Source organism: Streptomyces tanashiensis (genome assembly GCF_014648895.1).
Classification (GTDB): Bacteria; Actinomycetota; Actinomycetes; order Streptomycetales; family Streptomycetaceae; genus Streptomyces; species Streptomyces tanashiensis.
The window spans coordinates 155477-179212 of sequence record NZ_BMRZ01000007.1 but is presented as its reverse complement, the minus strand read 5'-3'; the positions used below and the strand labels follow the sequence as shown (position 1 = coordinate 179212).

General features: G+C 73.4%; 27 protein-coding genes and 1 riboswitch. Of the genes, 15 read left to right on the top strand and 12 right to left on the bottom strand.

What is annotated here, in order from left to right; all coding sequences use genetic code 11:
- Window positions 1-57: 57 nt before the first annotated feature.
- Complete coding sequence (locus IE237_RS22415) at window positions 58-1092, top strand: NAD-dependent epimerase/dehydratase family protein (RefSeq protein ID WP_189803854.1); 1035 nt, start codon at window positions 58-60, stop codon at window positions 1090-1092.
- A gap of 60 nt (window positions 1093-1152) precedes the next feature.
- Here IE237_RS22415 and IE237_RS22410 read toward each other — a convergent pair whose 3' ends face one another.
- From IE237_RS22410 to IE237_RS22375, 8 genes are all read right to left on the bottom strand, one after another.
- Complete coding sequence (locus IE237_RS22410; protein WP_189803853.1) at window positions 1153-2730, bottom strand: alpha/beta hydrolase; 1578 nt, start codon at window positions 2728-2730, stop codon at window positions 1153-1155.
- Window positions 2731-2872: 142 nt separating this feature from the next.
- Window positions 2873-3616 (bottom strand): urease accessory protein UreD, encoded by a 744-nt coding sequence (locus IE237_RS22405; RefSeq protein ID WP_189804007.1) that lies wholly within the window; start codon window positions 3614-3616, stop codon window positions 2873-2875.
- On the bottom strand, window positions 3613-4290 hold the full coding sequence (gene ureG / locus IE237_RS22400) for an urease accessory protein UreG (protein WP_189803852.1): 678 nt from the start codon (window positions 4288-4290) through the stop codon (window positions 3613-3615). Before ureG ends, IE237_RS22405 begins: the two co-directional genes overlap by 4 nt.
- A gap of 18 nt (window positions 4291-4308) precedes the next feature.
- Window positions 4309-4971, bottom strand: a complete 663-nt coding sequence (locus IE237_RS22395; RefSeq protein WP_189803851.1) for an urease accessory protein UreF — start codon at window positions 4969-4971, stop codon at window positions 4309-4311.
- On the bottom strand, window positions 4971-6692 hold the full coding sequence (locus IE237_RS22390) for an urease subunit alpha (protein ID WP_189803850.1): 1722 nt from the start codon (window positions 6690-6692) through the stop codon (window positions 4971-4973). Before IE237_RS22390 ends, IE237_RS22395 begins: the two co-directional genes overlap by 1 nt.
- Window positions 6685-7041: an urease subunit beta gene (locus tag IE237_RS22385; RefSeq protein ID WP_189803849.1), complete on the bottom strand. Its 357-nt coding sequence runs from the start codon at window positions 7039-7041 to the stop codon at window positions 6685-6687. Before IE237_RS22385 ends, IE237_RS22390 begins: the two co-directional genes overlap by 8 nt.
- Before the next feature lie 13 nt (window positions 7042-7054).
- Entirely contained in the window at window positions 7055-7357 is a 303-nt protein-coding gene (locus IE237_RS22380; protein ID WP_033201785.1) for an urease subunit gamma, read from the bottom strand.
- A 166-nt stretch (window positions 7358-7523) separates the two neighbouring features.
- Window positions 7524-8153, bottom strand: a complete 630-nt coding sequence (locus IE237_RS22375) for a TetR/AcrR family transcriptional regulator (protein WP_189803848.1) — start codon at window positions 8151-8153, stop codon at window positions 7524-7526.
- A gap of 104 nt (window positions 8154-8257) precedes the next feature.
- Here IE237_RS22375 and IE237_RS22370 point away from each other — a divergent pair, with 104 nt between their 5' ends.
- Window positions 8258-9262 (top strand): ABC transporter permease, encoded by a 1005-nt coding sequence (locus tag IE237_RS22370; RefSeq protein WP_189803847.1) that lies wholly within the window; start codon window positions 8258-8260, stop codon window positions 9260-9262.
- Window positions 9263-9422: 160 nt separating this feature from the next.
- Here IE237_RS22370 and IE237_RS22365 read toward each other — a convergent pair whose 3' ends face one another.
- On the bottom strand, window positions 9423-9701 hold the full coding sequence (locus IE237_RS22365) for a type II toxin-antitoxin system Phd/YefM family antitoxin (protein ID WP_189803846.1): 279 nt from the start codon (window positions 9699-9701) through the stop codon (window positions 9423-9425).
- A gap of 63 nt (window positions 9702-9764) precedes the next feature.
- Between IE237_RS22365 and IE237_RS22360 the strand changes: the two genes are divergently transcribed.
- From IE237_RS22360 to IE237_RS22345, 4 genes are all read left to right on the top strand, one after another.
- Complete coding sequence (locus IE237_RS22360; RefSeq protein ID WP_189803845.1) at window positions 9765-10382, top strand: ATP-dependent Clp protease proteolytic subunit; 618 nt, start codon at window positions 9765-9767, stop codon at window positions 10380-10382.
- A 7-nt stretch (window positions 10383-10389) separates the two neighbouring features.
- Window positions 10390-10695 (top strand): hypothetical protein, encoded by a 306-nt coding sequence (locus IE237_RS22355; RefSeq protein ID WP_189803844.1) that lies wholly within the window; start codon window positions 10390-10392, stop codon window positions 10693-10695.
- 400 nt (window positions 10696-11095) lie between these two features.
- Window positions 11096-11217: riboswitch (cyclic di-AMP (ydaO/yuaA leader) on the top strand.
- 3 nt (window positions 11218-11220) lie between these two features.
- Window positions 11221-11697 carry a C40 family peptidase gene (locus IE237_RS22350; protein WP_189803843.1) on the top strand — a complete coding sequence of 159 codons (477 nt, stop codon included), beginning with the start codon at window positions 11221-11223 and terminating at the stop codon, window positions 11695-11697.
- A gap of 103 nt (window positions 11698-11800) precedes the next feature.
- Complete coding sequence (locus IE237_RS22345; RefSeq protein ID WP_189803842.1) at window positions 11801-12244, top strand: cytidine deaminase; 444 nt, start codon at window positions 11801-11803, stop codon at window positions 12242-12244.
- On the opposite strand, the gene IE237_RS22340 is transcribed toward IE237_RS22345, so the two are convergent.
- Together IE237_RS22340 and IE237_RS22335 are read right to left on the bottom strand one after the other, a co-directional pair.
- Window positions 12241-12678, bottom strand: a complete 438-nt coding sequence (locus tag IE237_RS22340) for an ATP-binding protein (protein WP_189803841.1) — start codon at window positions 12676-12678, stop codon at window positions 12241-12243. The genes IE237_RS22345 and IE237_RS22340 overlap by 4 nt on opposite strands.
- Window positions 12679-12848: 170 nt before the next feature.
- Window positions 12849-14051 (bottom strand): 8-amino-7-oxononanoate synthase, encoded by a 1203-nt coding sequence (locus tag IE237_RS22335; protein ID WP_189803840.1) that lies wholly within the window; start codon window positions 14049-14051, stop codon window positions 12849-12851.
- Between the two features lie 143 nt (window positions 14052-14194).
- Here IE237_RS22335 and bioB point away from each other — a divergent pair, with 143 nt between their 5' ends.
- From bioB to IE237_RS22295, 8 genes are all read left to right on the top strand, one after another.
- A complete protein-coding gene (gene bioB / locus IE237_RS22330) occupies window positions 14195-15454 on the top strand; it encodes a biotin synthase BioB (protein ID WP_189803839.1) in 1260 nt (419 codons plus the stop codon).
- On the top strand, window positions 15447-16727 hold the full coding sequence (locus IE237_RS22325) for an adenosylmethionine--8-amino-7-oxononanoate transaminase (protein ID WP_189803838.1): 1281 nt from the start codon (window positions 15447-15449) through the stop codon (window positions 16725-16727). The genes bioB and IE237_RS22325 overlap by 8 nt, the downstream gene beginning before the upstream one ends.
- Window positions 16728-16857: 130 nt before the next feature.
- Complete coding sequence (gene bioD, locus IE237_RS22320; RefSeq protein WP_189803837.1) at window positions 16858-17589, top strand: dethiobiotin synthase; 732 nt, start codon at window positions 16858-16860, stop codon at window positions 17587-17589.
- Window positions 17590-17593: 4 nt separating this feature from the next.
- A complete protein-coding gene (locus IE237_RS22315) occupies window positions 17594-17938 on the top strand; it encodes a VOC family protein (RefSeq protein WP_189803836.1) in 345 nt (114 codons plus the stop codon).
- A gap of 12 nt (window positions 17939-17950) precedes the next feature.
- Window positions 17951-18613 carry a class I SAM-dependent methyltransferase gene (locus IE237_RS22310; protein WP_189803835.1) on the top strand — a complete coding sequence of 221 codons (663 nt, stop codon included), beginning with the start codon at window positions 17951-17953 and terminating at the stop codon, window positions 18611-18613.
- A 40-nt stretch (window positions 18614-18653) separates the two neighbouring features.
- Window positions 18654-19082, top strand: coding sequence for a GNAT family N-acetyltransferase (locus tag IE237_RS22305; RefSeq protein WP_189803834.1), 429 nt, complete (start codon window positions 18654-18656; stop codon window positions 19080-19082).
- 173 nt (window positions 19083-19255) lie between these two features.
- The gene (locus IE237_RS22300) at window positions 19256-20596 is read left to right on the top strand and encodes a hemolysin family protein (RefSeq protein ID WP_189803833.1); all 1341 of its coding nucleotides are present in this window, start codon (window positions 19256-19258) and stop codon (window positions 20594-20596) included.
- Window positions 20593-21612: a hemolysin family protein gene (locus IE237_RS22295; RefSeq protein ID WP_189803832.1), complete on the top strand. Its 1020-nt coding sequence runs from the start codon at window positions 20593-20595 to the stop codon at window positions 21610-21612. Before IE237_RS22300 ends, IE237_RS22295 begins: the two co-directional genes overlap by 4 nt.
- Window positions 21613-21663: 51 nt before the next feature.
- Here the strand turns inward: IE237_RS22295 and IE237_RS22290 are convergent, their stop codons facing one another.
- Entirely contained in the window at window positions 21664-22854 is a 1191-nt protein-coding gene (locus IE237_RS22290) for a maleylpyruvate isomerase N-terminal domain-containing protein (protein ID WP_189803831.1), read from the bottom strand.
- A 64-nt stretch (window positions 22855-22918) separates the two neighbouring features.
- Here IE237_RS22290 and IE237_RS22285 point away from each other — a divergent pair, with 64 nt between their 5' ends.
- Entirely contained in the window at window positions 22919-23701 is a 783-nt protein-coding gene (locus IE237_RS22285; RefSeq protein WP_189803830.1) for an SGNH/GDSL hydrolase family protein, read from the top strand.
- Window positions 23702-23736: the final 35 nt, after the last annotated feature.

Below are 23736 nucleotides of genomic sequence, written 5' to 3'. Positions count from 1 at the left end.
TCCGCGCACGGCGGAATCCTCTGGGCCGCCGTCCGGCGCACCCGTAGCGTCCCCGTCATGACCAAGGGAAACGCGTTCGTGCTGGGTGCGACGGGACAGGTGGGGCGGGCGGCCGTGAGGGCGCTCGTCGCGGACGGCTGGGAGGTGACGGCCGCCTCACGGGGCGGCGCCAGGGACGACGGGTGGCCGGAGGGGGTCCGGTCGGTCCGGCTCGACCGGAACGAGGAGGGCGCGCTGGCGGCGGCGCTCGGCGAGGGCACCGACGTGCTGGTGGACATGGTGGCGTACGACGCCGGGCACGCCGCCCAGTTGACCGGTCTCGCCGACCGGATCGGCTCGGCGGTGGTGATCTCCAGCGGGGCGGTCTACCAGGACGAGAAGGGGCGCAGCTTCGACACCCAGGACCAGCCGGACGGCTTCCCGCGCTACCCGGTGCCGATCCCGGAGTCCCTGGCGACGGTGGCCCCGGGCGAGGGCACGTACGGCACCCGGAAGATCGCCCTGGAGCGGGCGCTGACGGAGGCCGGGGAGCTGCTGCCGACGACGCTGCTGCGGGCGGGCGCGATCCACGGACCGCACTGCCGGTCGCCGCGCGAACTGTTCTTCGTGAAGCGGTCGCTCGACCGGCGCCCGGTGCGGGTCCTCGCCTACGGCGGAGTGTCGCGCTTCCATCCGGCGCACGTGGACAACCTGGCCGAGCTGATCCGGCTCGCGGCGGCGCGTCCGGGCACACGCGTGCTGAACGCGGCGGACGGGGAGGCACCGACGGTCGCGGAGATCGCCTCGGCGGTGGACGCGGTCGTGGGCGTGGAGAGCGAGACGGTGCTCGTGGACGGGCCGCCGCCGGTGGGCATCGTGGGTGAGACGCCCTGGGGCCTGGACGCGCCGATCGTGTACGACATGACGGCGGCCGAGCGCGAGTTGGGCTACCGGCCGGTGGTGGGGTACGCGGAGTCGCTGCCGGCGACGGTGGAGTGGCTGGCGGAGCGGCTCGCGGGCCGGGAGTGGCTGGAGGCCTTCCCGAACCTCGCCAAGTACGGGCAGGACTGGTTCGACTACGCGGCCGAGGACGCCTGGCTCGCCTCGCGCTGACAGGCGGGAGGGGCGGGCCGCCGGACGGCCCGCCCCTCCCTCACCCGGCTTCGGGCGGTGTTACGGCGTCGGAGTGGCGTGCGGGGCGCACGTCTGGTCCGTCGCGTCGACCTTGCCGGTCAGCAGGTACGTCTCGACCTTCGGGTTGATGCACGGGTTCACCAGACCGGTGACGCCGTGCGAACCCGCGTTCTGCTCGGTGATGAGACGCGAGCCCTTGAAGCGCTTGTGCAGCTCGACCGCGCCGGCGTACGGCGTGGCCGCGTCACGCTCGGACTGGACGATGAGCACCGGCGGCAGGCCCTTGCCGGTCTTGACCTCGGTCGGCTTCTGCCTGGGCGCGGACCAGGTGGCGCACGGCAGGTTCATCCAGGCGTTCGCCCAGGTCATGAACGGGTACTGCCGGTGGAGGCGGGAGTTGTCCCGGTCCCACTTCTTCCAGCTCGTCGGCCACGGGGCGTCGGCGCACTCGACCGCGGTGTAGACGGCGTTGCCGTTCTCCGAGGCGGCGTTGCCGGCGGTGTCGGTGAGGTCCGCGGCGGCACCGTCGATGAGCGGCTGCGGGTCACCCGCGGCGTACGCGCTCCAGGCCTCCGCGACCGGGGCCCACGAGGAGTCGTAGTACGGGGCGCTCTGGAAGAAGCCGATGAGCTCGGCCGGTCCGACCTTGCCGCCCAGGGGCTCCTTCTTGGCGGCGGCGCGCAGGGTCACCCACTGCTGCTGGACCTCCGCCAGGGTGTCGCCCAGGTGGTAGGTGGCGTCGTTCTGGGCGACCCAGTTCATCCAGTCCTTGAGGCGACCCTCGAAGGCGATGTCCTGCTCCAGGTTGGCCTGGTACCAGATGTTGCTCTTCGCCGGGTTGACCACGCTGTCGACGATCATGCGACGCACGTGGCTCGGGTACAGCGTGCCGTAGACGGCGCCCAGGTAGGTGCCGTAGGAGACGCCGATGAAGTTGAGCTTCTTCTCGCCGAGCGCGGCCCGGATGACGTCGAGGTCACGGGCGGTGTTGCGCGTCGTCATGAACGGCAGCATGTCGCCGCTCTTCTCGGCGCAGCCCTTGGCGTACTCGGCGGCCAGCTTGCGCTGGGCGAGCTTGTCCGCCTCGCTGTCCGGGACCGGGTCCGCCTTGGGGCCCTTGACGAACTCGGTCGGGTCGACGCAGGAGATGGGCGCCGAGTGGCCGACACCGCGCGGGTCGAAGCCCACGAAGTCGTACGCCTTCGCGGTGTTCACCCAGAGCGGGCTGTTGGTGGTGACCCGGCGCGGGAAGCGCAGGCCGGAGCCGCCGGGGCCGCCGGGGTTGTAGAGCAGGGCGCCCTGGCGCTCGCCGGCGGTGCCGGTGGACTTGGCGCGGTCCACCGCGATCTTGATCTTCTTGCCGTTGGGCTTGGCGTAGTCGACCGGGACGGTGACCCAGCCGCACTGGATGGGCTTCGCGAAGCCCCAGTCGGCCGGGCAGTCCTGCCAGTCGATGCCGGTCTTGGCGGCCTGGGCGGCGGCGATGGCCGCGCCGCGCGCCTCGTCGTCCCGGTCGTGGCCGGTGGCGGCACCGGCCGTAGGCGCCGCGAGCGCGGTCGCCATGAGCGTGCCCGCTATCAGAGTGCCGGCCGAGCCGAGCACTGCTGTGCGTCTCAATGGTCCTCCCCCAGAAGGAGTCTGTGTGTCCGGGGGATCCTTTCGTCCCTGGGGCTCATGATGAAAGGGCGTACACGTGTTTCTTTGCCGAACCAATAACCGGTGACAGGTGTACCGCTGAGCGGTGAACGTGCGGATACCGTCAGAACGGGACGAGTGCGACAAGTACTTCGTCGAGGAGACGGCGCAGCGCGAGCGCGTCCGGGGCGACGGCGGTGGCGAGGGCGGCGGGCCCGGCGAGCGGGCTGACCACGGCGTTCTCCCCATAGAGCCGTGACTCCACCGGCTTCTCGGCGAACGCCGGGTCGACCACCAGGAGTTGACCGGTGGCCCGGTGGCCGCCCAGCACCGCACCGCCGTCCCAGCCGCCGGACGCGCCGGGGCCGAAGGCCAGCTCCTGGTCGAGCAGGGCGCGGCCGGCCCGGCGGACGGTGAGGCGCGTGACGAGGGTGCCGGGCGGCTCGCCGTGCCGACCGAGGACCTGCTCCTCCCGGAGGACGAGCCGTGCCGTGGGCGCGAGGTCGACGGTGGTGCGCATCCGCAGGTGCGACCCGGCGGCGGAGACGAGCTGCTCGGGCAGCCAGCGGAGCTCCCCCTCGTCGCCGACGGAGATCCGGACGTCGTAAGCGGCGGGGTCGGTGCTCCGGCCGGGCAGGGCCAGGGTGGCGGCGGCCGAGTCGACCAGGAGCCGCGCCCCGTCCCGTACCTCGGTCTCGATCGCGAGCCGGTCGCCGCCGAGCGGGGCGCTCATCGCCCCGACGACGGTGACCCGGGTGTACGGTCCGGCGGCCCGGGTGCGGCGCAGGGCGAGGGGCCCGTCGCTCACCAGGAGCGGCAGTCCCCCGTCGGCGTCGGCGACGATCCGGGCGGTGGCGCGCAGGCTCACGCGGTCCATGCCGCGAGCTGTGCCCGGACCCAGTCGGCGACGGGCGCCACGCCGTTCTCGCCGCGCAGGGAGGTGAAGGCGACGGGCAGTTCGCCGCGCTGCTCCTTCGCGTCGCGGGCCATCCGCTCCAGGTCGGAGCCGACATGGGGGGCAAGGTCGGTCTTGTTGATCACGAGGAGGTCGGCGGTGGTGACGCCGGGCCCGCCCTTGCGGGGGATGTCGTCGCCGCCGGCCACGTCGATGACGAAGACCTGGGCGTCGACGAGCCCCTTGGAGAAGGTGGCGGTGAGGTTGTCGCCGCCGGACTCCACGAGGATGAGGTCGAGCGGTCCGACGGTGTCCTCCAGGTCCTCGACGGCCTCGAGGTTGGCGGAGATGTCGTCGCGGATGGCGGTGTGCGGGCAGGCGCCGGTCTCCACGGCCTGGATGCGCTCGGGCGGCAGGACGGCGTTGCGGAGCAGGAACTCGGCGTCCTCGCGGGTGTAGATGTCGTTGGTGACGACCGCGAGGGAGAGGGTGTCGCGCAGCTCCCGGCAGAGTGCGGCGACGGTGGCGGTCTTGCCGGAGCCGACCGGTCCGCCGAGCCCGATGCGCAGGGCGCGGCGGGTGCCGTCGGGTCGGTGGGCGTCGGCGGAGAGGGCGCCGTGGTGGGTGTGGGCGTGATCGAGGTGCACGGGTGGGCTCCAGGGGTCTCAGGAGGCGAAGAGGCGGACGGGCCAGGCCGCGTGCTGTTCGGCGGTGAGGTCGAGCAGCGGCGCGGAGGCGGCGGGCAGGGCGTCGACGCCCTGCCGGGCGGCCGCGGCGGCGCGTTCGGCCACCTGGTCCATCTCGGGCGCGAGGCGGGCGAGGACGGCGGTGGCCTGGTAGGGGTCGAGGCTGAGGAGGCGGACGGCCGCGGTCGCCGGGCCGCCGACCGTCTCGTACGCGACGCAGTGCGCCGCGTCCTCGGGGCCGAGTCCGGCGGTCCGGGCGGCGGTGCCGAGGACGACGGGCTGGTGGGCGCCGCGCGGGAACGCGGCCGCGAGCGCGTCGAGTTCGGGGCTCGGCCAGGTGGCGCGGGCGGCCCGCATCAGCTGGCGGCCGAGTCGGCGGGCGGCGGCGCGCAGGGCCGGTGAGGGGGTGCGGGCGTCGGCCGCCGCGTCGAGCTCGTACGGGTCGAGCCCGTGCGCGGCTCCGGCGGCGAGCGCCGCCGAGGTGAGGCCCGTGGTGTGCAGGCGGCCCCGGCAGAAGGACTCCAGGCCGGCGGCGTCCTGGATGCGGCCGGCCCGGACGGCGGCCTCGGCGCCACCGGAGTGGGCGTGGCCGCCGGCGGGGAAGCGTCCGTCGGCGAGCACGAGCAGGGCGGAGCGTGACATCAGAAGAGGAAGTAACGCTGGGCCATGGGCAGTTCGACGGCGGGTGCCGGTTCGACGGTCTCGCCGTCGATGCTCACCGAGAAGGTGTCGGCGTCGACCTCGACCCGGGGCATGGCGTCGTTCTCGCGCATGTCGGCCTTGGTCACCCCCCGGGTGGAGCCGATGGCGACGAACTCCTTGTGCAGTCCGAGCCTGCGGGGCAGGTCGTCCTCGATCGCCGCCTGGGCGGTGAAGTTGACCGAACCGGCCGCGGCGGCGCGGCCGAGCGCGCCGAACATCGGGCGCGGAAGGACCGGCTGGGGCGTCGGGATGGAGGCGTTGGCATCGCCCATCTGGGCGTAGGCGATCTGGCCGCCCTTCACGACGACGAGGGGCTTCACCCCGAAGAAGGCGGGCTCCCAGAGGACCAGGTCGGCGAGCTTGCCGGGCTCGACCGAGCCGATGAGGTGGTCCATGCCCTGGGCGACGGCCGGGTTGATCGTGTACTTGGCGACATAGCGACGGGCCCGGTGGTTGTCGGCGCGGCCGTCGCCGGGCAGGGCGCCTCGGCGCTTCTTCATCACGTGGGCGGTCTGCCAGGTGCGCATGATCACCTCGCCGATCCGGCCCATGGCCTGGGAGTCGGAGGAGATGATCGAGATCGCGCCCAGGTCGTGGAGGACGTCCTCGGCGGCGATGGTGGAGGGCCGGATGCGGGATTCCGCGAAGGCGAGGTCCTCGGGGACGGCCGGGTTGAGGTGGTGGCAGACCATCAGCATGTCGAGGTGTTCCTCGATGGTGTTGACGGTGTGCGGCCGGGTCGGGTTGGTCGAGCTGGGCAGGACGTACGGCTCGGAGACGACCGTGATGATGTCGGGGGCGTGCCCGCCTCCGGCGCCTTCCGTGTGGTACGCGTGGATCGTGCGTCCGGCGATGGCGGCGAGGGTGTCGCCGACGAAGCCCGCCTCGTTCAGGGTGTCGGTGTGGATGGCGAGCTGGGCGCCGGTCTCCTCGCACACACCGAGACAGGCGTCGATGACGGCGGGGGTGGCACCCCAGTCCTCGTGGATCTTGAAGCCGAGCGCGCCGCCGCGCAGCTGGGAGTGCATCGCCTCCCGGGACATCGTGTTGCCCTTGCCGAGCAGGCCGATGTTGACGGGGAAGGTGTCCAGGGCCTCGAACATCCGGGCCATGTGCCAGGGGCCGGGCGTGATCGTGGTCGCCTTGGTTCCCTCGGCCGGTCCGGTGCCGCCGCCGACGAGGGTGGTGACGCCGGTGGCGAGGGCCTGCTCGACGACGGTCGGCGAGATGAAGTGGACGTGGGTGTCGACGGCGCCGGCGGTGACGATGCGGCCGTTGCCGACGATGATCTCGGTCTCGGGGCCGATGACGAGGTCGGGGTGGACGCCGTCCATGGTGTCGGGGTTGCCGGCCTTGCCGAGGGCGGTGATCCGGCCGTCGCGGATGCCGATGTCCGCCTTGACGACGCCCCAGTGGTCGATGACCACGGCGCCGGTGATGACGGTGTCGGGGGCGCCCTCGGCGCGGGTGGTGCGGGCCTGGCCCATGGACTCGCGGACGACCTTGCCGCCGCCGAAGACGGCTTCCTCGCCGGCGCGGCCGGGGCCGCCGCAGCGGTCCTCCTCGATCTCGACGAGGAGGTCGGTGTCGGCGAGCCGGACGCGGTCGCCGGTGGTGGGGCCGAACAGGTCGGCGTAGACGGCGCGGTGGAGGTCAGGCACGGTCGCCGTCCTTGTCCTGGTCCTGGTCCTGCTCGGTGGTGGTGTCGAGCGGGCCCGCGGTCTCGCCGCGCAGGCCGGGCACGATCCGGCGGCCGGCGATCGGCACGAGCTCGACCTCGACGGGGATGCCGGGCTCGAAGCGGACGGCGGTGCCGGCGGCGATGTGCAGCCGCTGCCCGCGGGCGGCGGCGCGGTCGAAGTCCAGGCTGGGGTTGACCTCGGCGAAGTGGTAGTGGGAGCCCACCTGGACCGGCCGGTCGGCGGCGTTGAGCACGGTGAGGCGGGTGACGGGGCGTCCTTCGTTGAGGGCGACGGGGCCGTCCGCGTACAGGATCTCTCCGGGGATCATCGGCGGCCGCCCGTCAGACGATGGGGTCGTGGACGGTGACGAGCTTGGTGCCGTCCGGGAAGGTGGCCTCGACCTGGACGTCGTGGATCATCTCGGGGATGCCGTCCATGACCTCGTCGCGGGTGAGCACCTTGCGCCCGGAGGCCATCAGTTCGGCGACGGTGCGGCCGTCCCGCGCGCCTTCCAGGATGTGGGAGGTGAGGAGCGCGACGGCCTCGGGGTGATTGAGGCGCACCCCGCGGGCCCGGCGCTTCTCGGCCACGTCGGCCGCCACATGGATGAGCAGGCGTTCCTGCTCGTGCGGGCTCAGTTGCACTCTTCCACCTCACAGTCGTCGACCGGGACGGCACCCGGACAGCTGCGGACCCTACCGACCGTCAACACCTTGTTGAACTGCGGAGATGCGGTGCGCGGCCAGACATTGCACGTTAGGGCGGAAGTTTTTCCGGCTCGTTAACTCCGGCTTTGCGTTCCCATGATCATCAGATCGGCTCGTCGTCCTGGGGCACGGACATGGACATGAGCCCCCGCAGCCCGTCCTCCAGGACCTCGACGGCCACGTCGCCGAAGAGGGCCTGCTGGGCGATGAAGCCCTGGGCGGTGGCGATGAGGGTGCGGGCCACGTGGTCGGCGGGGACGTCGGCGTGCAGGAGGCCGTTCTCCCGGTAGGCCGTCACGAGCCTCGTCCAGGCGACCCGCATCCCGTCGTAGCCCTCGGAGAGGGTCCCGGCCAGCTCCTCGTTGCGCAGGGTCTCCGTCCACACCTGGATGATCAGGCGCGCGAAGGCCTGCCGGTCGGCACCCTCGACCCGCTCCTCCAGGAAGAGGCGGAGCACCGCGCCGAGGAGGACGTCGGGGGTGGGCGGCGGAGTGGCGCGGGAGGCCTCCTCGAAGGCGCTCCGGATCGCGGTGAAGGCCTCGGTCGCGATGGCACCGATCAGCTCCTCCTTGCCCCGGAAGTAGCGGTAGACCGCACCCGCGGACAGTCCCACCTCGGCGAGCACGTCCTGCATGGACGTGGCGTGGAAGCCGTTGCGGGCGAAGCAGCGCGCGGCGCCGTCGAGGATCTGGCGCCGGCGGGCATCGAGGTGTTCCTGGGAGACGCGTGCCATGGGCCGAACCTAAAACGAATATTCATTCTTGACAACTTCCGGACGGCGCCGCAGGCTGAGGGCGAAGTAAAACGAACGCTCCTTCTCTTTGAATCGAGGCCGTCATGCCCGCCGCCACCGCCCCCTCGGCCGCCGCGGGGCGCAGAACCCTCGCGGTGCTCGTCCTGATACCGGCCGTCGCCGCCCTCGCCCTCTGGGTCTTCGCCTGGCCCGCCGCGCGGATCGCGCCCCGCGACCTGCCGATCGGCGTGGCCGGGCCCGCCACCGTGGCCGACGCGGTGGAGCGGGAGCTCGGACGGCACGAGGGGGCCTTCGAGATCCACCGTTACGAGGACGGCGGCGCCGCCCGGGCCGCGATCGAGGACCGCGATGTATACGGAGCGGTGGTCGTCACCCCGGGCGGTACGGAACTCCTCACCGCCTCGGCGGGGAGCCCCGTCGTGGCCGGACTGCTGCGCGAGGCCGTGACCGCGCAGGCCCCGGCGGGGGCGCGGGTCCAGGTCACGGACGTGGTCGCCGCACCGGCCGGAGACCCGCGCGGCGCCGTGCTCGGCGCGAGCCTGCTGCCCCTCGCCCTCGTCGGAGCGGCCTCGGGCGTCGCCACCGTGCTGCTCGGGCTGCGCGGGGCCAGGGCCGTCGCGACCCTGGTGGGCGCGGCGGCGCTCGCGGGTCTCGTCGGCGCGGCGCTCGCCGACAGCTGGCTCGGCGCGCTGACCGGTTCCTGGTGGGCCGAGGCCGGGGTCCTCGGCCTGACGGTCCTGGCGATCGGCTCGGCCTTCGCGGGGCTCGCCACCCTGCTCGGCAAGCCCGGTTTCGGGCTCGGGGCCGCCCTGACGATCCTGCTCGGCAACGCGTTCTCGGGGATGTCGAGCGCGCCGGAGCTGCTGCCCACCGGGGTGGGCGCGCTCGGCCAGTGGCTGCCGCCGGGCGCCGGGGGCTCGGCCCTCCGGTCGGTGTCCGCCTTCGACGGCGCGGCGGCGGGCGGCCCGCTCCTCGTCCTCTCCCTCTGGGCCGCGGCGGGTCTGACCGCGACCGCGCTCGGCTCCCGGCGCCGCCGGGCGGAGGCTCCCACGCCGGAGCCGACGCCGGCTCCCGTGCCCGTGGGCTGAGGCCCGCACCCGAAGAACGGCCGCGTACCCCCGCTGTAGCGGACGGGGGTACGCGGCTTTTTCGCGCCGTCCGCCGGGAGGGGCGGTCAGGAGAGCCGGTCAGGAGGGGCGACAGGGACGGGCGACCGGGGGCGACCGGGAGGGGCGACCGGAGAGGCGGTCAGGAGGTGCCGGGCTCGCGGTGGTGGGCGGCGATGCCGAAGCGGCGCTGTTCGCCCGGAGCGGAGTCGACCGGGTGGAGGCCGGAGAGCGAACTGACCACCTGCTCGTCGGCGGGCTTCTCCGCCGCCTCGAGTTGTTCCAGGTCAGCGGCGGAGACCAGGGCGACGAGCGGCTTCCCGTGGCGGGTGACGACGACGCGTTCGCCGCCGTACACGACGCGGTTGATGAGGTCGGCGAGCTCAGCCCGCGCTTGCGTCACCGGGATCTCGTAGGTCATGCTCCACATCTTACGGTCTGTACATCCTGTACATTTTCTACAGACAGCTGGAGGTGCTCAGCCATGGACGCCCGCCATGTCCTGCCCGAGTTCACGGAGCGGACCAGCTTCGGGACCCGGACCCTCGACCCGTACGCGAAGCTCCTCGAATCCCGGATCGTCTTCCTCGGCACGCCGATCGACGAGATCTCGGCCAACGACGTCATCGCCCAGTTCCTGCACCTCGACCACGCGGCCCCGGGTCAGGACATCTCGCTCTACATCAACTCGCCCGGCGGCTCGATCACCGCCATGACGGCCATTCACGACACGATGCGGACGCTCTCCTGCGACGTGGAGACCACCTGCCTGGGCCAGGCCGAGTCCACCGCCGCCGTCCTGCTCGCCGCCGGCGCCCCCGGCAAGCGGATGATGCTCCCCGGAGCGCGGATCACGCTCCGCCAGCCGGTCATGGACGAACCCCTCCAGGGGCAGCCGAGCGATCTCGCCATCCACGCGAGCGAACTGCTGCGACTGCGCGCCCTGGTGGCCGGAATGCTCACCGAGTACACCGGGCAGAGCCGGGAGCGGGTCGACGCCGACATCGACCGCCTCACCGTCCTGGACGCGCCGTCCGCCGCCGCGTACGGCCTGGTCGACCACGTGATCACGAGCCGGCGCGACGCCGGCGCGGCCCGGTGACCCGGCCGTGGTGCCCGACCTGCCGCCGCTGCCCGCGCTGACGCGGGCCGAGGGCGAGTTGATCGACGCCTACCTCGAAGTCGTCGACCTCCTCGGGAAGATCAACCCATCCAGGGGTACGCATACCTATGGGGCACTCCGGGCGGCTCAGGCCCTGGTGAGCCGCGCGGAGGCGCTGCGCGAGGCCCTGACGCTCATGCATATGCGGGGCGAGAGCGAGGTGCACGCGGAGACTCTGGCCCGCGCCCTACGGGTGTTGGACGGCGAGCGCCGCACCGACCGCGTCACCGTCCCCCGCACGCGGGCAAGTTGACATTCCGGCATGTCGTGTCGAGGTCCGGACGGCCGACACGCAACGCAGAATCGCTCCCCCGTTCGGCGTAGTCGACGAGTCGACAATTGCGCGGGGTGAGTTGCGCAACAGGTGTACGCATCTGGCGGAATGGGACATTCCATCGCTGGTACGGGGCTCGTAGGCCAAACCTCCGACGATCACGAAAGCACCCTGTCCACCTGAATGGATCAGTCGTGAGGAGCCTCACATATCGCCGTTTCAGCTCGGTTTTCGCCCTGGGTGTGGGTCAAGATCCCTGTCGACGACAAGCCCCCGCCATCCGAGGCGGGGCGGTCCGGGCGGACGCCGAGTCCTGCCGCTGTCCCGGACGTCTGGTCGACAGGAGTGGATCGGCAGGAGTGGAGGACCCGAGCAGTACGGGACGTACGCGCTGTTTCCGCAGCGGGGCCGTCCCTTGGGGTGAAGCCGCAGCCGCGGCCGGGCATCTTCGCCAGCCCGAACCCGACAGGTCATCCTTCGCAGGCGGCTGACGAAGGGTTGCGCATGACTGCGCAGATGCACGTCCCGTCCCTGCTGTCCCGGGCCGGAGCCGTCTCGGCTCTCACCCTCGCCGCCGTCGGCGGCACGCTGCTCGCACCAGGTGCGGCACCCGAGGCCCAGGCAGCGACCACATACGCGAACAAGGCACTGAGCGTCGCCGCGTCCAAGAAGGGAGCTCCGTACCGGTACGGGAGCACGGGACCCACCCGGTTCGACTGCTCCGGTCTGACGCTCTACGCGTACAAGAAGGCGGGCAAGTCGCTGCCCCGCACCGCGCAGCAGCAGTACAACAAGACCCGGCACATCTCCGCGTCCAGCAGACAGAAGGGGGACCTGGTCTTCTTCCACTCCGGCGGGAGCGTCTACCACGTGGGCATCTACGCCGGCAGCGGCAAGATCTGGCACTCGCCCAAGACGGGATCCTGGGTGAAGCTCGACAGGATCTGGACGTCGAAGGTCTACTACGGCCGCGTCCGCTGACGCCCGCCGGGCACTGAACCGGGCGGGCGGGGTGCGGTGGCGCCGCCGCACCCCGCCCGCCCGGGCCGTACCGCCCCGACAGCTCCCTCCGTAGGATGCCGCGATGAAACTCGACCAAGCACTCGTCGACGCCGCCATCGCCCAGCTGGAGAAGCGCTGGCCCCCGGACGAGCCCGGCGGAGCCGCCGCCGTCTACCTGGACGACGGCCGCATCCTCACCAGCGTGGCGCTGGACAACATCAACGCCGGCGTGACCCTCTGCCAGGAGACCGGCGCCTACTGCCAGGCCTACACCCTCGACCGGCGGGTCACCGCCTCCGTCTGCGTCTTCCGCGCCCCGGAGGACGGCCGGTTCGTCGTCCTGCCGCCGTGCGGCATCTGCCAGGAGCGGCTCGCCCTCTGGGGCCCCGACGTCGAGGTGGGCGTCCCCGACCCGGAGGACCCGACCCGCTGGCAGCCCCGCACGCTGGCCGAGGTCAACCCGTACTACTGGGCCCGTCACTTCGCCGGAGGCTCCTGGCCCTCGGAGGAGCTGCACGCCGGCTAGCGCGTCGGGACCGGGGCGGCGGTCCACGGGAGGGTGATCCAAACCGTCTTGCCGCCCTCCTCCGTCGGAGAGACCGAGAGACGGCCGCCGGCCTCCGCCGCCAGGGAGCGGATGATGACCATGCCCCGGCCGTTGTCCTGCTGGACCGCCGCCGGGAGCCGGCGGGGCCAGCGCGGGTGGCTGTCGGTCACGCCGATCCGGAGGCGCTCCTCGCGCTCCAGGCGGACGTCGACCGTGAAGGTGGGCGACTGCCCGAAGGTGTGCAGGACGGCGTTGGTGGCCAGCTCCGAGACCATCAGGCGGATCCCGTCGGCCAGGTCGCCGGCATCGTCGAGGCCCCAGCCGTCGAGGACCTCCGCGACGAACCGCCGGGCCGTGGGGACCGACGCGGGATCGCTCGGCAGCGTGACGGATGCTTCCTGGTGGTCTGCCATGGCGACGCTGTCCCTTTCCCGCCGGGGCTTCGGCCCCGGATCGCGCTACGCGTCAGAGTCCCACCGATGGTGCCGCCCCGGCAGGCGTTCCACCAAGATATGTCCCCATCTGTCGCCCGAAGCGGTGAACTCTGCTGCCCGTGAACGCCCTTGGACGTCCCGACGGTCCGTCAGACCTTCGGTGCGGTCCGAAGGATCGTCTCCACCGCCTGACCGATCTCCGCGTGCGTCAGATCGGCCCGGGCCGTGAGGCGCAGGCGTGAGATGCCGTCGGGCACGGACGGGGGACGGAAGCAGCCGACGGCCAGACCCTGTTCGCGGCAGTCCGCCGCCCAGCGCAGCGCCGCATCCGGGGAGGGCGCGTGCACCGAGACGACGGCCGCGTCGGGCCGGGCCGCGGTGAGCCCGGCCGCCGTGAGCCGCCGGTGCAGGGTGGTGGCGACGGTACGGGCCCGCTCGGCGAGGCCCGGCTCGGCCGCGATCAGGCGCAGGCTCGCGAGCGCGCCGCCGGCGGCCGCCGGGGCGAGCCCGGTGTCGAAGATGAAGGTGCGGGCGGCGTTCACCAGGTGCTCGATCACCCGGGCCGGGCCGAGGACGGCACCGCCCTGGCTGCCGAGGGACTTGGAGAGGGTGAGGGTGGCGACGACGTCCTCGTCGCCCGCGAGCCCTGCCTCGTGCAGGGCGCCCCGACCGCCGTCGCCGAGGACGCCGAAGCCGTGGGCGTCGTCGACGACGAGCCCGGCGCCGTGCGCGCGGCAGGCCTCGGCGAGCTCGCGGAGCGGGGCCTTGTCGCCGTCGACGGAGAAGACGGAGTCGCTGACGACCAGGGCCCTGCGCCCCGGGTGGGCGTCCAGGGTCTTGGCGACGGCCTCGGGGTCGGTGTGCGGGACGACGGCGGCCTCGGCGCGCGCGAGGCGGCAGCCGTCCACGATCGAGGCGTGGTTGGAGGCGTCGGAGACGATCAGGGAGTCCCGGCCGCCGAGCGCGGTGAGCGCGGCGAGGTTGGCGGTGTAGCCGGAGGAGAAGACGAGGGCCGCCTCGAAGCCGCAGAACTCGGCGAGTTCGCGCTCCAGGCGGGTGTGCAGCCGGGTGGTGCCGGTGACGAGCCGCGAGCCGGTGGAGCCGGCGCCCCAGCGCCTGGCCGCCTCGGCCGCCGCCTCGGTGACCTCGGGGCGGCGGGTGAGGCCGAGGTAGTCGTTGCTCGCCAGGTCCAGGAGGTCCGACTCGGCCGCCCGGGGCCGCAGCGTACGGACGAGACCGGCCTCGGCGCGGCGCCGCGCCTCTGCGTCGGTCCAGTCGAAGGCGGTACGGCGCGGGCCCGCGGCCCGTGCGTCGTCGGCGCCCGCGGCGCGTGCGTCCCCGTCGAGTGGCATGCGGCGATCCTTTTGTAGGCAGCGCACAGACCCTAACCGCAGGATGCCGAGGTCGGGATGTGGTCATCCACACACCTCGATCGGGGGCGTTTGTTCGGATCCTCCTTGGCCCGGGGGCGGGCGGTAGGCAAGGATCTGCGGTTATGGACCTGCTGAACACGCTGGTGGAGAAGGGGCTGCGGCGCGAGCTGCCGACCCGTGAAGAAGCGCTCGCCGTCCTGGCGACCTCCGACGACGAACTGCTCGATGTGGTGGCGGCGGCCGGGAAGGTGCGCCGTCAGTGGTTCGGGCGCCGGGTGAAGCTCAACTACCTGGTCAACCTGAAGTCCGGTCTCTGTCCCGAGGACTGCTCGTACTGCTCGCAGCGGCTCGGCTCGAAGGCCGAGATCCTGAAGTACACGTGGCTGAAGCCTGACGAGGCCTCCCAGGCCGCCGCGGCCGGTGTCGCGGGCGGGGCGAAGCGGGTCTGCCTGGTGGCCAGCGGCCGCGGTCCGACGGACCGGGACGTGGAGCGCGTCGGGAAGACGATCGAGGCGATCAAGGAGCAGAACGAGGGCGTCGAGGTGTGCGCCTGTCTCGGTCTGCTCTCGGACGGCCAGGCGGAGCGGCTGCGGGAGGCCGGCGCCGACGCGTACAACCACAACCTGAACACGTCCGAGGCGACGTACGAGGGCATCACCAAGACCCACACGTACGCGGACCGCGTGGACACCGTGCAGAAGGCGCACGCGGCCGGCCTGTCGGCCTGCTCGGGTCTGATCGCGGGCATGGGCGAGACCGACGAGGACCTGGTCGACGTCGTGTACGCGCTGCGCGAGCTCGACTCCGACTCCGTGCCGGTCAACTTCCTGATCCCCTTCGAGGGCACCCCGCTGGCCAAGGAGTGGAACCTCACCCCGCAGCGCTGCCTGCGGATCCTCGCGATGGTCCGGTTCGTCTGCCCCGACGTCGAGGTGCGGATCGCGGGTGGCCGCGAGGTGCACCTGCGCTCGATGCAGCCGCTCGCGCTGAACATCGCGAACTCGATCTTCCTCGGCGACTACCTGACCAGCGAGGGCCAGGCAGGCCAGGCCGACCTGGACATGATCGCGGACGCGGGCTTCGAGGTGGAGGGCGCGGGCACGACCACGCTGCCGAAGCACCGCGCGGACGCGCTCGCGGCGGCGGGTGCCACGGGCGGCTGCGGCTCGAAGGCCTCGGCGGGCTGCGGTTCCGAGGCCTCCGCGGAGGGCGGCGGCTGCGGTGCGCACGCGGAGGAGGGCGGCGGCTGCGGCCCCTGCGGCGGTCACGCGGCGCCGGCGGCGCCCGCGTCCTCCCCGGCGCGCACCGCCGACGAGGCCCGCACCGACCTGGTGGCCGTGCGCCGCCGCGGCGCCGGAACGGACCTCGCCCCGAATGCGTGACGACGAACTCCTCGCCCTGGACCGGGCGCACGTCTGGCATCCGTACGGCCCCATGCCGGGCCGTGCCGAGCCGCTGGTCGTCGCGTCCGCGTCCGGCGTGCGCCTCAAGCTCGCCGAAGCCGCCGAGGGCCGGGACGAGTTGGTCGACGGCATGTCCTCGTGGTGGTCGGCGATCCACGGCTACAACCACCCCGTGCTCAACGAGGCGGTGCGCGGCCAGCTGGAGAAGATGAGCCACGTCATGTTCGGCGGGCTCACCCACGAGCCGGCCGTCCGGCTCGCCGCCCGGCTCGTGGAGATCACCCCGGAGCCGCTGCGGCACGTCTTCCTCAGCGACTCGGGCTCCGTCTCGGTCGAGGTGGCGGCCAAGATGTGCCTGCAGTACTGGCGTTCCCTGGGCCGTCCCGAGAAGCAGCGGCTCCTCACCTGGCGCGGCGGCTACCACGGGGACACCTGGCAGCCGATGTCCGTGTGCGACCCGCAGGGCGGGATGCACGAGCTGTGGACGGGCGTGCTCCAGCGGCAGGTGTTCGTGGACGCCCCGCCGGCCGCGTACGAGGAGTCGTACGCGGAGCAGCTGCGGACCCGGATCGCCGAGCACGCGCACGAGCTCGCCGCGGTGGTCGTGGAGCCGGTCGTGCAGGGCGCGGGGGGCATGCGCTTCCACGACCCGGCGTATCTGCGGGTGCTGCGCGAGGCCTGCGACGCGCACGACGTGCTGCTCGTCTTCGACGAGATCGCGACCGGGTTCGGGCGGACGGGCGCGCTGTTCGCCGCCGACCAGGCCGGGGTCTCCCCGGATGTGATGTGCGTGGGCAAGGCGCTGACCGGCGGCTATCTGTCGATGGCGGCGACGCTCTGCACGCGTCGCGTCGCCGACGGGATCTCGCGGGGCGAGGTCCCGGTCCTGGCGCACGGGCCGACCTTCATGGGGAACCCGCTGGCGTCGGCGGTCGCCCTCGCCTCCATCGACCTGCTGCTCTCCCAGGACTGGCAGGTCGAGGTCAAGCGGATCGAGGCGGGCCTGCGGGACGGGCTCGCCCCGGCGGCCGAGCTCCCGGGCGTCCGCGAGGTGCGGGTGCTCGGCGCGATCGGCGTCGTCCAGCTCGACCACGAGGTCGACATGGCGGCGGCGACGCGCGCGGCGGTCCGGGAGGGCGTGTGGCTGCGCCCGTTCCGGGACCTGATCTACACGATGCCGCCGTACGTGACGGGCGACGAGGACCTGGCCCGCATCTGCGCGGCGGTGCGGGCGGCCGCGGCCGCGGGCTGATCCCGGGCGGGACCGTGCGCCCTGCGGGCTTCGCCGCCCGGTGGCCCCGGTCCCGTCCTCCTCTCCTCGCGCACCGCCCCCCGCACACCTCCTTCCTCGCCTCGTACATCACAGCAAGAGAGGACTCCTCATGACCGTCATCGTCGTCAGCGGTACCGGCACCGAGATCGGCAAGACCGTCGTCACCGCGGCCGTCGCCGCCGTCGCCACGGCCGCCGGGCGGTCCGTCGCCGTCCTGAAGCCCGCGCAGACGGGTGTCGGGCCCGACGAGCGGGGCGACGCGGACGAGGTCGTACGGCTCTCGGGCGCCGCGGCCTCCGCCGAGCTGGGCCGCTTCCCGGAGCCGCTGGCCCCCGGCACGGCCGCCCGGCGGGCCGGGCTCGCCCCGGTCGGGCCCCGGGAGGTCGCCGAGGCCGCCCGGAAGCTGGCCGCCGACCACGACCTGGTCCTCGTGGAGGGGGCGGGCGGGCTGCTCGTCCGCTTCGACGAGGAGGGCGGCACGCTCGCCGACGTGGCCGCGCTGCTCGGCGCGCCGGTCCTGGTGGTGGTCCCGGCCGGTCTGGGGACGCTCAATTCGACGACCCTGACCGCCGAGGCCCTGCGGGCGCGCGGGATCGAGCAGCTCGGCGTGGTCGTCGGCAGCTGGCCGGCCGAGCCGGACCTGGCGGCGCGCTGCAACCTCGCGGACCTGCCGGAGTCGGCGGGCGCTCCGCTGCTCGGGGCCGTGCCGGAGGGTTCGGGGGCGCTCGACCCGGCCGAGTTCCGGGCGGCGGCGGGCGACTGGCTGGCGCCGGCGCTCGGCGGCGCCTGGGACGCGGAGGCGTTCGCGGGGGCGCAGGCGCCACCGGTCTCCGTAGGCTGACCGTATGCGCGCACACGTTCAGGAGATCGTCTTCGACTGCGCCGCCCCGGCGGCGCTCGTCCGCTTCTGGGCCGGGCTCCTCGGCGGCGAGTCCGTCGACCGGAGCCCCGACTGGTCGTACGTGGATCCGCCGGAGTTCGTACGGATCGCCTTCCAGCGGGTGCCGGAGGGCAAGGCCGTGAAGAACCGGGTCCACCTCGATCTGGAGGTGCCGGACCCGGCACGGGCGGCCGAGGAGGCGCTGGCGATGGGGGCGGTCACGGTCGGGGGGCTCGTCACGGACGAGCAGGGCTCCTTCCAGGTCATGCGGGACCCGGAGGGCAACGAGTTCTGCTTCGTGACGGGCTGAGGGGCGGCTCCGATGGCTCCGAACCGCCCGGCGGCCCCGGCTCCTCGCGTGCACCATCCGCTGTTCGCCCGCTTCTACGCCCGGTTCAGCGCCTCCGCCGACGCGCGGGGCGGGCTCGGCGCCCTGCGGACGGAGCTGCTCGCCGGGCTCGCCGGCCGGGTCGTCGAGATCGGCGCGGGGAACGGTCTGAACTTCGCGCACTATCCGTCCGGGGTCACGGAGGTCGTCGCCGTCGAACCGGAGCCCCATCTGCGCCGGCTCGCCGAGGAGGCCGCGCGCCGGGCCGCCGTCCCGGTGACCGTGGTGCCGGGCACGGCCGAGGCGCTGCCGGGGCCGGACGGTTCGTTCGACGCGGCGGTGGCCTCGCTGGTGCTGTGCACCGTACGGGACGTGCCGGCGGTCCTCGCCGAGCTGCGGCGGGTCCTGCGTCCCGGCGGCGAGCTGCGGTTCTTCGAGCACGGGGCGGCGGACACGCCGGGGCTCGCCCGGGTGCAGCGGGGCCTCGACCGCACGGTCTGGCCGCTGCTGTTCGGCGGCTGTCACACCTCCCGGGCCCCGCTCGCGGCGATCGGGGCGGCGGGTTTCGACCTCGTCTCGTACCGCTCCTTCGACGTTCCGGAGCAGGGTCCCCGGCTGCCGTCCTCCCCCTGTGTCCTGGGCACGGCCCGGCGGTAAATCCTGGCAGCGCGGCCGGGCCGCGTGATGGGATCGGGCCATGATCGATGTGAAGATTCGCGCCGCCGTGACCGACGAGGCGGAGGCCGTCCTGGCCTTCTGGCGGGAGTCCGCCGAGGGCACGTCCATCTCGGACGACCTGGGCGGGGTGACCCGCCTCCTGGAGCGCGATCCCGAGGCGCTGCTCCTGGCCACCCTGCCCGACGGGCGGATCGTGGGGTCCGTGATCGCGGGCTGGGACGGCTGGCGGGCCTCGCTCTACCGGCTCGCGGTGCTGCCCTCGCACCGCCGGCAGGGCATCTCGACCGCGCTCCTGCGCGCGGCGGAGGACCGTTTCGCCGCGCTCGGCGGGCGCCGGGCGGACGCCATGGTCCTGGTGGCGAACGAGACGGCGCACGCGGCGTGGGGTGCCGCGGGGTACGAGCGGCAGGAGAAGTGGCGCCGGTGGGTGAAGCCGTTCCCCGCGTGACCGCGGGGGGCGATCACCACCCGCTTTGCCGATCCTTTACCATGGTGTCTCCTCCCGACGACCGAAAGGTGTGAGCGTCCGCCCATGGGCGAGCCTCCCAGTAGCACTGGTTCCGACCATCGACATCGAGCGATCCCTCTCCCGCTGACTGATCATGGGACGGAGGTGAACCGATGACCGAAGTGCTTCTGCTCGTGGTCGCGCTCCTGCTCTCGCTCGCGTGCGGCGCGTTCGTGGCGGCCGAGTTCTCGCTGACCACGGTCGAGCGCGGCGAGCTCGAGGCGGCCGTGGAGCGCGGCGAGCGCGGCGCGGCGAGCGCGCTGAAGGCCGTCCGCTCGCTCACCTTCCAGCTCTCCGGCGCCCAGCTCGGCATCACCGTGACCAACCTGGTCGTCGGCATGCTCTCCGAGCCCTCGATCGCCGCGCTGATCAGCGGCCCCCTGGAGTCGATCGGCCTCTCCTCCTCGGTGGCCTCCTCGGTCGCCCTCGTCCTGGGCACCGCCCTGTCGACCGTCGTCCTGATGGTCGTCGGCGAGCTGGTCCCCAAGAACTGGGCGATCTCCTCGCCGCTCGCCGTCGCGAAGGCGGTGGCCACCCCGCAGCGCGTGTTCACGGCCGCCTTCAAGCCGCTGATCAGCCACCTCAACAACACGGCGAACCGGATCCTGCGCCGCCTCGGCATGGAGCCGACCGAGGAGCTGGCCTCGGCACGCTCCCCGCAGGAGCTGGTCGCGCTCGCCCGGCACTCCGCGAAGGAGGGCGCCCTGGAGGCGGACACGGCCGAGCTGTTCGTCCGTACCCTCAACCTGGCGGAGCTCACCGCGGAGAACGTGATGACGCCCCGCGTACAGGTCACCGCCCTGGAGGTGCAGGCCACCGCCGAGGACGTCGCCAACGCGACCCGCGCGACCGGCCTGTCCCGCTTCCCCGTCTACCGGGGCAGCCTCGACGCGGTCGTCGGCATCGCCCACATCAAGGACGTGCTCGCGATACCGGCCGAGGATCGGCCCCGCCGCCGGATCGGCGAGATGCTGCGCGAGCCGCTGCTCGTCCCCGAGACGCTCACCGTGGACCGGCTGCTCGACCGCCTGTCGGGCAGGCAGACGATGGCCGTGGTCATCGACGAGTACGGCGGCACGGCCGGGGTCGTCACCCTGGAGGACATCGTCGAGGAGGTCGTCGGCGAGGTACGCGACGAGCACGACCCGCACGAGACGGCCGACCTGGCCCGGGCGGGCGAGGACGCGGACGGGCGCGAGCTGTGGTCCGCCGACGGCGCCGCCCGTACGGACCAGCTGGCCGCGATCGGCCTGCGCGTGCCGGACGGCCCGTACGAGACGCTCGCGGGTGTCGTCGCCCATGAGCTCGGCCGCATCCCCGCCGCCGGCGACAGCGTGGAGCTGGCCGGCTGGCGGCTCGACGTCGTCGACGCCCAGGGCCGGCGCGCGGCGCGCGTGCTGCTGCACGCGCCCGCGCACGACACTCAGGACGAGTCCGGGGAGGCCGGCCGATGATCGCGATCCAGCTGTTGATCGGTCTGCTCACGCTGGTCGTCAACGCCTTCTTCGTCGGCGCCGAGTTCGCCCTGATCTCGGTCCGCCGCAGTCAGATCGAGCCCCTGGCCGAGTCCGGGAACCGGCGGGCGCGCAGCGTCGTCTGGGGCCTGGAGCACGTCTCCGCGATGCTCGCGGCGGCGCAGCTCGGCATCACGCTCTGCACCCTGGTCCTCGGCATCGTCGCCGAGCCGGCCATCGCCCACCTGCTCGAACCGGTCTTCGACGCGGTCGGTGTCCCGCACGGCCTGGTGCACCCGATCTCGTTCGTGATCGCGCTGTCGGTCGCGACGTACCTGCACATGCTGCTCGGCGAGATGGTGCCGAAGAACATCGCGCTCGCCGAGCCGACGCGCTCCGCGCTGCTCCTCGGACCGCCGCTGGTGACGCTCGCGCGGGCGCTGCGGCCGGTGATCTTCACGATCAACGCCTTCGCCAACACCCTGCTCAAGCTCCTGCGGGTGGACGTCAAGGACGAGGTCTCGGCGACCTTCTCGGACGACGAGCTGGCCCGGATGGTCACCGACGCCGGCGACGCGGGTCTCCTGGACGACCGGGCCGCCGAGCGGCTGCACGACGCCCTGGAGCTGGGCCGGCGTCCGGTCCGGGACGTCGTGATGCCGGCGGAGAAGGTCGTGTACGCGCGGGTCGGCACCACTCCGGAGGAGCTGGAGGCGCTGTCGGCGCGGACCGGGTACTCCCGCTTCCCGGTGGTCGACACCGAGCGGCGCATCCTGGGCTATCTGCACGTCAAGGACGCCCTCGACGCCACCCCGCGCGATCTGCCGTTCCCGGTGTCGGCGCTGCGGCCGATCGCCCGGGTCCGGGCGGTGACCCCGCTGGACGACGTCCTCACCGCGATGCGCCGCAGCCGGACCCATCTGGCGGCCGTGCTCGACGAGGACGGCAAGCCGGCCGGCCTCGTGGCGATGGAGGACGTGCTGCGCGAGCTGGTGGGGCGCCCGGCGGCGCCGTGACGGCCTGACGCGGAGGGCCCCCGGGAGGAATCCCGGGGGCCCTCCGGCATGTCAGAGCGCGGTGGCGGCGAGCCAGTCGTCGAGCAGGTCCCGGTCGCCGGAGTGCGTGAAGCGCGGGTCGTCGGCCGGGTACCTGCGGTGCAGCAGGAGCAGCAGCTCCCCGGTGTCCGCCGCGACGCCGGCGGTCGGCTCCGCGCCGCGGCGCGCCCCGATCCCCCGGCTGTCTCGGTTGTCTCGGCTCCATGTGAAGCCGCCCCCGCCGAGGGCGACCGTCCAGACGGCGCCGGTGTCGCGTGCGGCGAGGCGGAGGACGGCGCCGTCGCGGTCGAGATGGGCGAGCGGTTCGGCGATCCAGGGGATGTACGGCGCGTTCCCGAGGAAGTGGTCGATGGCGTCGGCCGCCGTGCCGGGGTCGAGGGGGCCCGCCGTCCCGGCGACGGCGAGTTCGGCGTCGGCGAGGTGGACCAGGGTCTCGAAGAGGACGTGGCGGGGGTAGTGGCGGACGTGCGGGTCGGCACCGGGCGACCAGACCGGGGCGTCCGGGTCGGCCTCGCGCGCGGTGGCGGCGAAACGCTCGGCTCCGGCGGTGAGCCAGTCGGGGTACGCGGCGGGGTCGGCCGGCAGGTCGAGCGGGACGTCACGGGCGAGGACCCGGGCCCTCGCGCGGGTGCGTACGAGGTGTTCGGCCCAGCGGTGCACGGTGCCGAGGTGCCGGGTGAGGTCCGCGAGGGTCCAGTCGGGGCAGGTGGGGACGGGGGTCGTGGGGTCGGCCGCGCGGACGGTCTCGGCGAAGCGCCGGACGCTCTCCAGGGCCGCGTCGCAGGTGGCCGGGTGGGGGGCCTCGGTGAGGTCGGCGGTGAGCCCACTGTTCAGCCGCTCGGCGAGTTCGCCGCTGAGCCCGCTGTTCAGCCGCTCGGCGAGCCCGCCGGTCAGCCCCTCGGTGAGCCCGGCCTTCAGCCCGTCGGTCGGCTCCCCGTTCAGCCCCTCGGTCAGCCCGAAGCCCGCGGAGACCTTCAGGAGCTCCTCGCGCCAGGGGCCGGGCGGCTGCCGCAGCGCGGCCTCGCGGAACAGGCCGTCGAGGGCGCGGCGGTCGGCGGCGCCGAGTCCGCCCAGGGTGTGCCCGGTCTTCTCCAGCCACTTCACCGCCGTGTCCGGATCGAGGTCCTCGTCGCCGGAGGTCTCGACCGCCGTCACCAGCTCCGCCAGCGCCTCGGCCAGCGTGCTCAGGAGCGCGTCGCTCATCGGATCTTCCCTCCCGGGGTCTCCACGGCATCCCGCGCATACCGCACGGTATGATCGCTCCGCCATGGAGATCAATGCCACGTACAACAGTCTCGTCGCCGTCGGGGACAGCTTCACCGAGGGTATGTCGGACCAGAAGCCCGACGGTTCCTACCGGGGCTGGGCCGACGTCCTCGCGGGCCGTCTCGCCGCCCGCTCCCCCGGCTTCCGCTACGCCAACCTCGCCGTGCGCGGCAAGCTCATCGGCCAGATCGTCGACGAGCAAGTCGACCTGGCCGCAGGCATGAAGGCCGATGTGGTGACCCTGGTCGGCGGGCTCAACGACACCCTGCGCCCCAAGGTCGACATGGTCCGGGTGCGGGACCTGCTCACCGAGGCAGTGGAACGCCTCACACCCTCCTGCGGGCAGCTGGTCCTCATGCGCAGCCCCGGCCGCAACGGCCCGGTCATGGAGCGCTTCCGTCCGCGGATGGAGGAGCTGTTCACCCACATCGACGGGCTCGCCGCCGCACACGGCGCGCTGGTCGTCGACCTGTACGGGGCGCCGTCGCTCGGCGACCCCCGGCTCTGGGACGTGGACCGGCTCCACCTGACGGCGGACGGGCACCGGCGGGTCGCCGAGGCCGTGTGGCAGTCGCTCGGCCTCGCGCCCGAGGAGGACTGGCGCACACCGCTGCCCCCGGCCGTGCGGCCCGGCTGGGCGAGCCGCCGGATCGCGGACGCCCGCTTCGCCAAGGAGCACCTGGGGCCGTGGATCGGACGGCGCCTGACCGGCCGCTCGTCGGGCGACGGCCGCGCCCCCAAGCGCCCCGAGCTGCTGCCGTACGAGCCCCCGGCCGGTGCGTAGCCGCGGCGTCCACGCGCGCGCGTGACCTGCGTCTC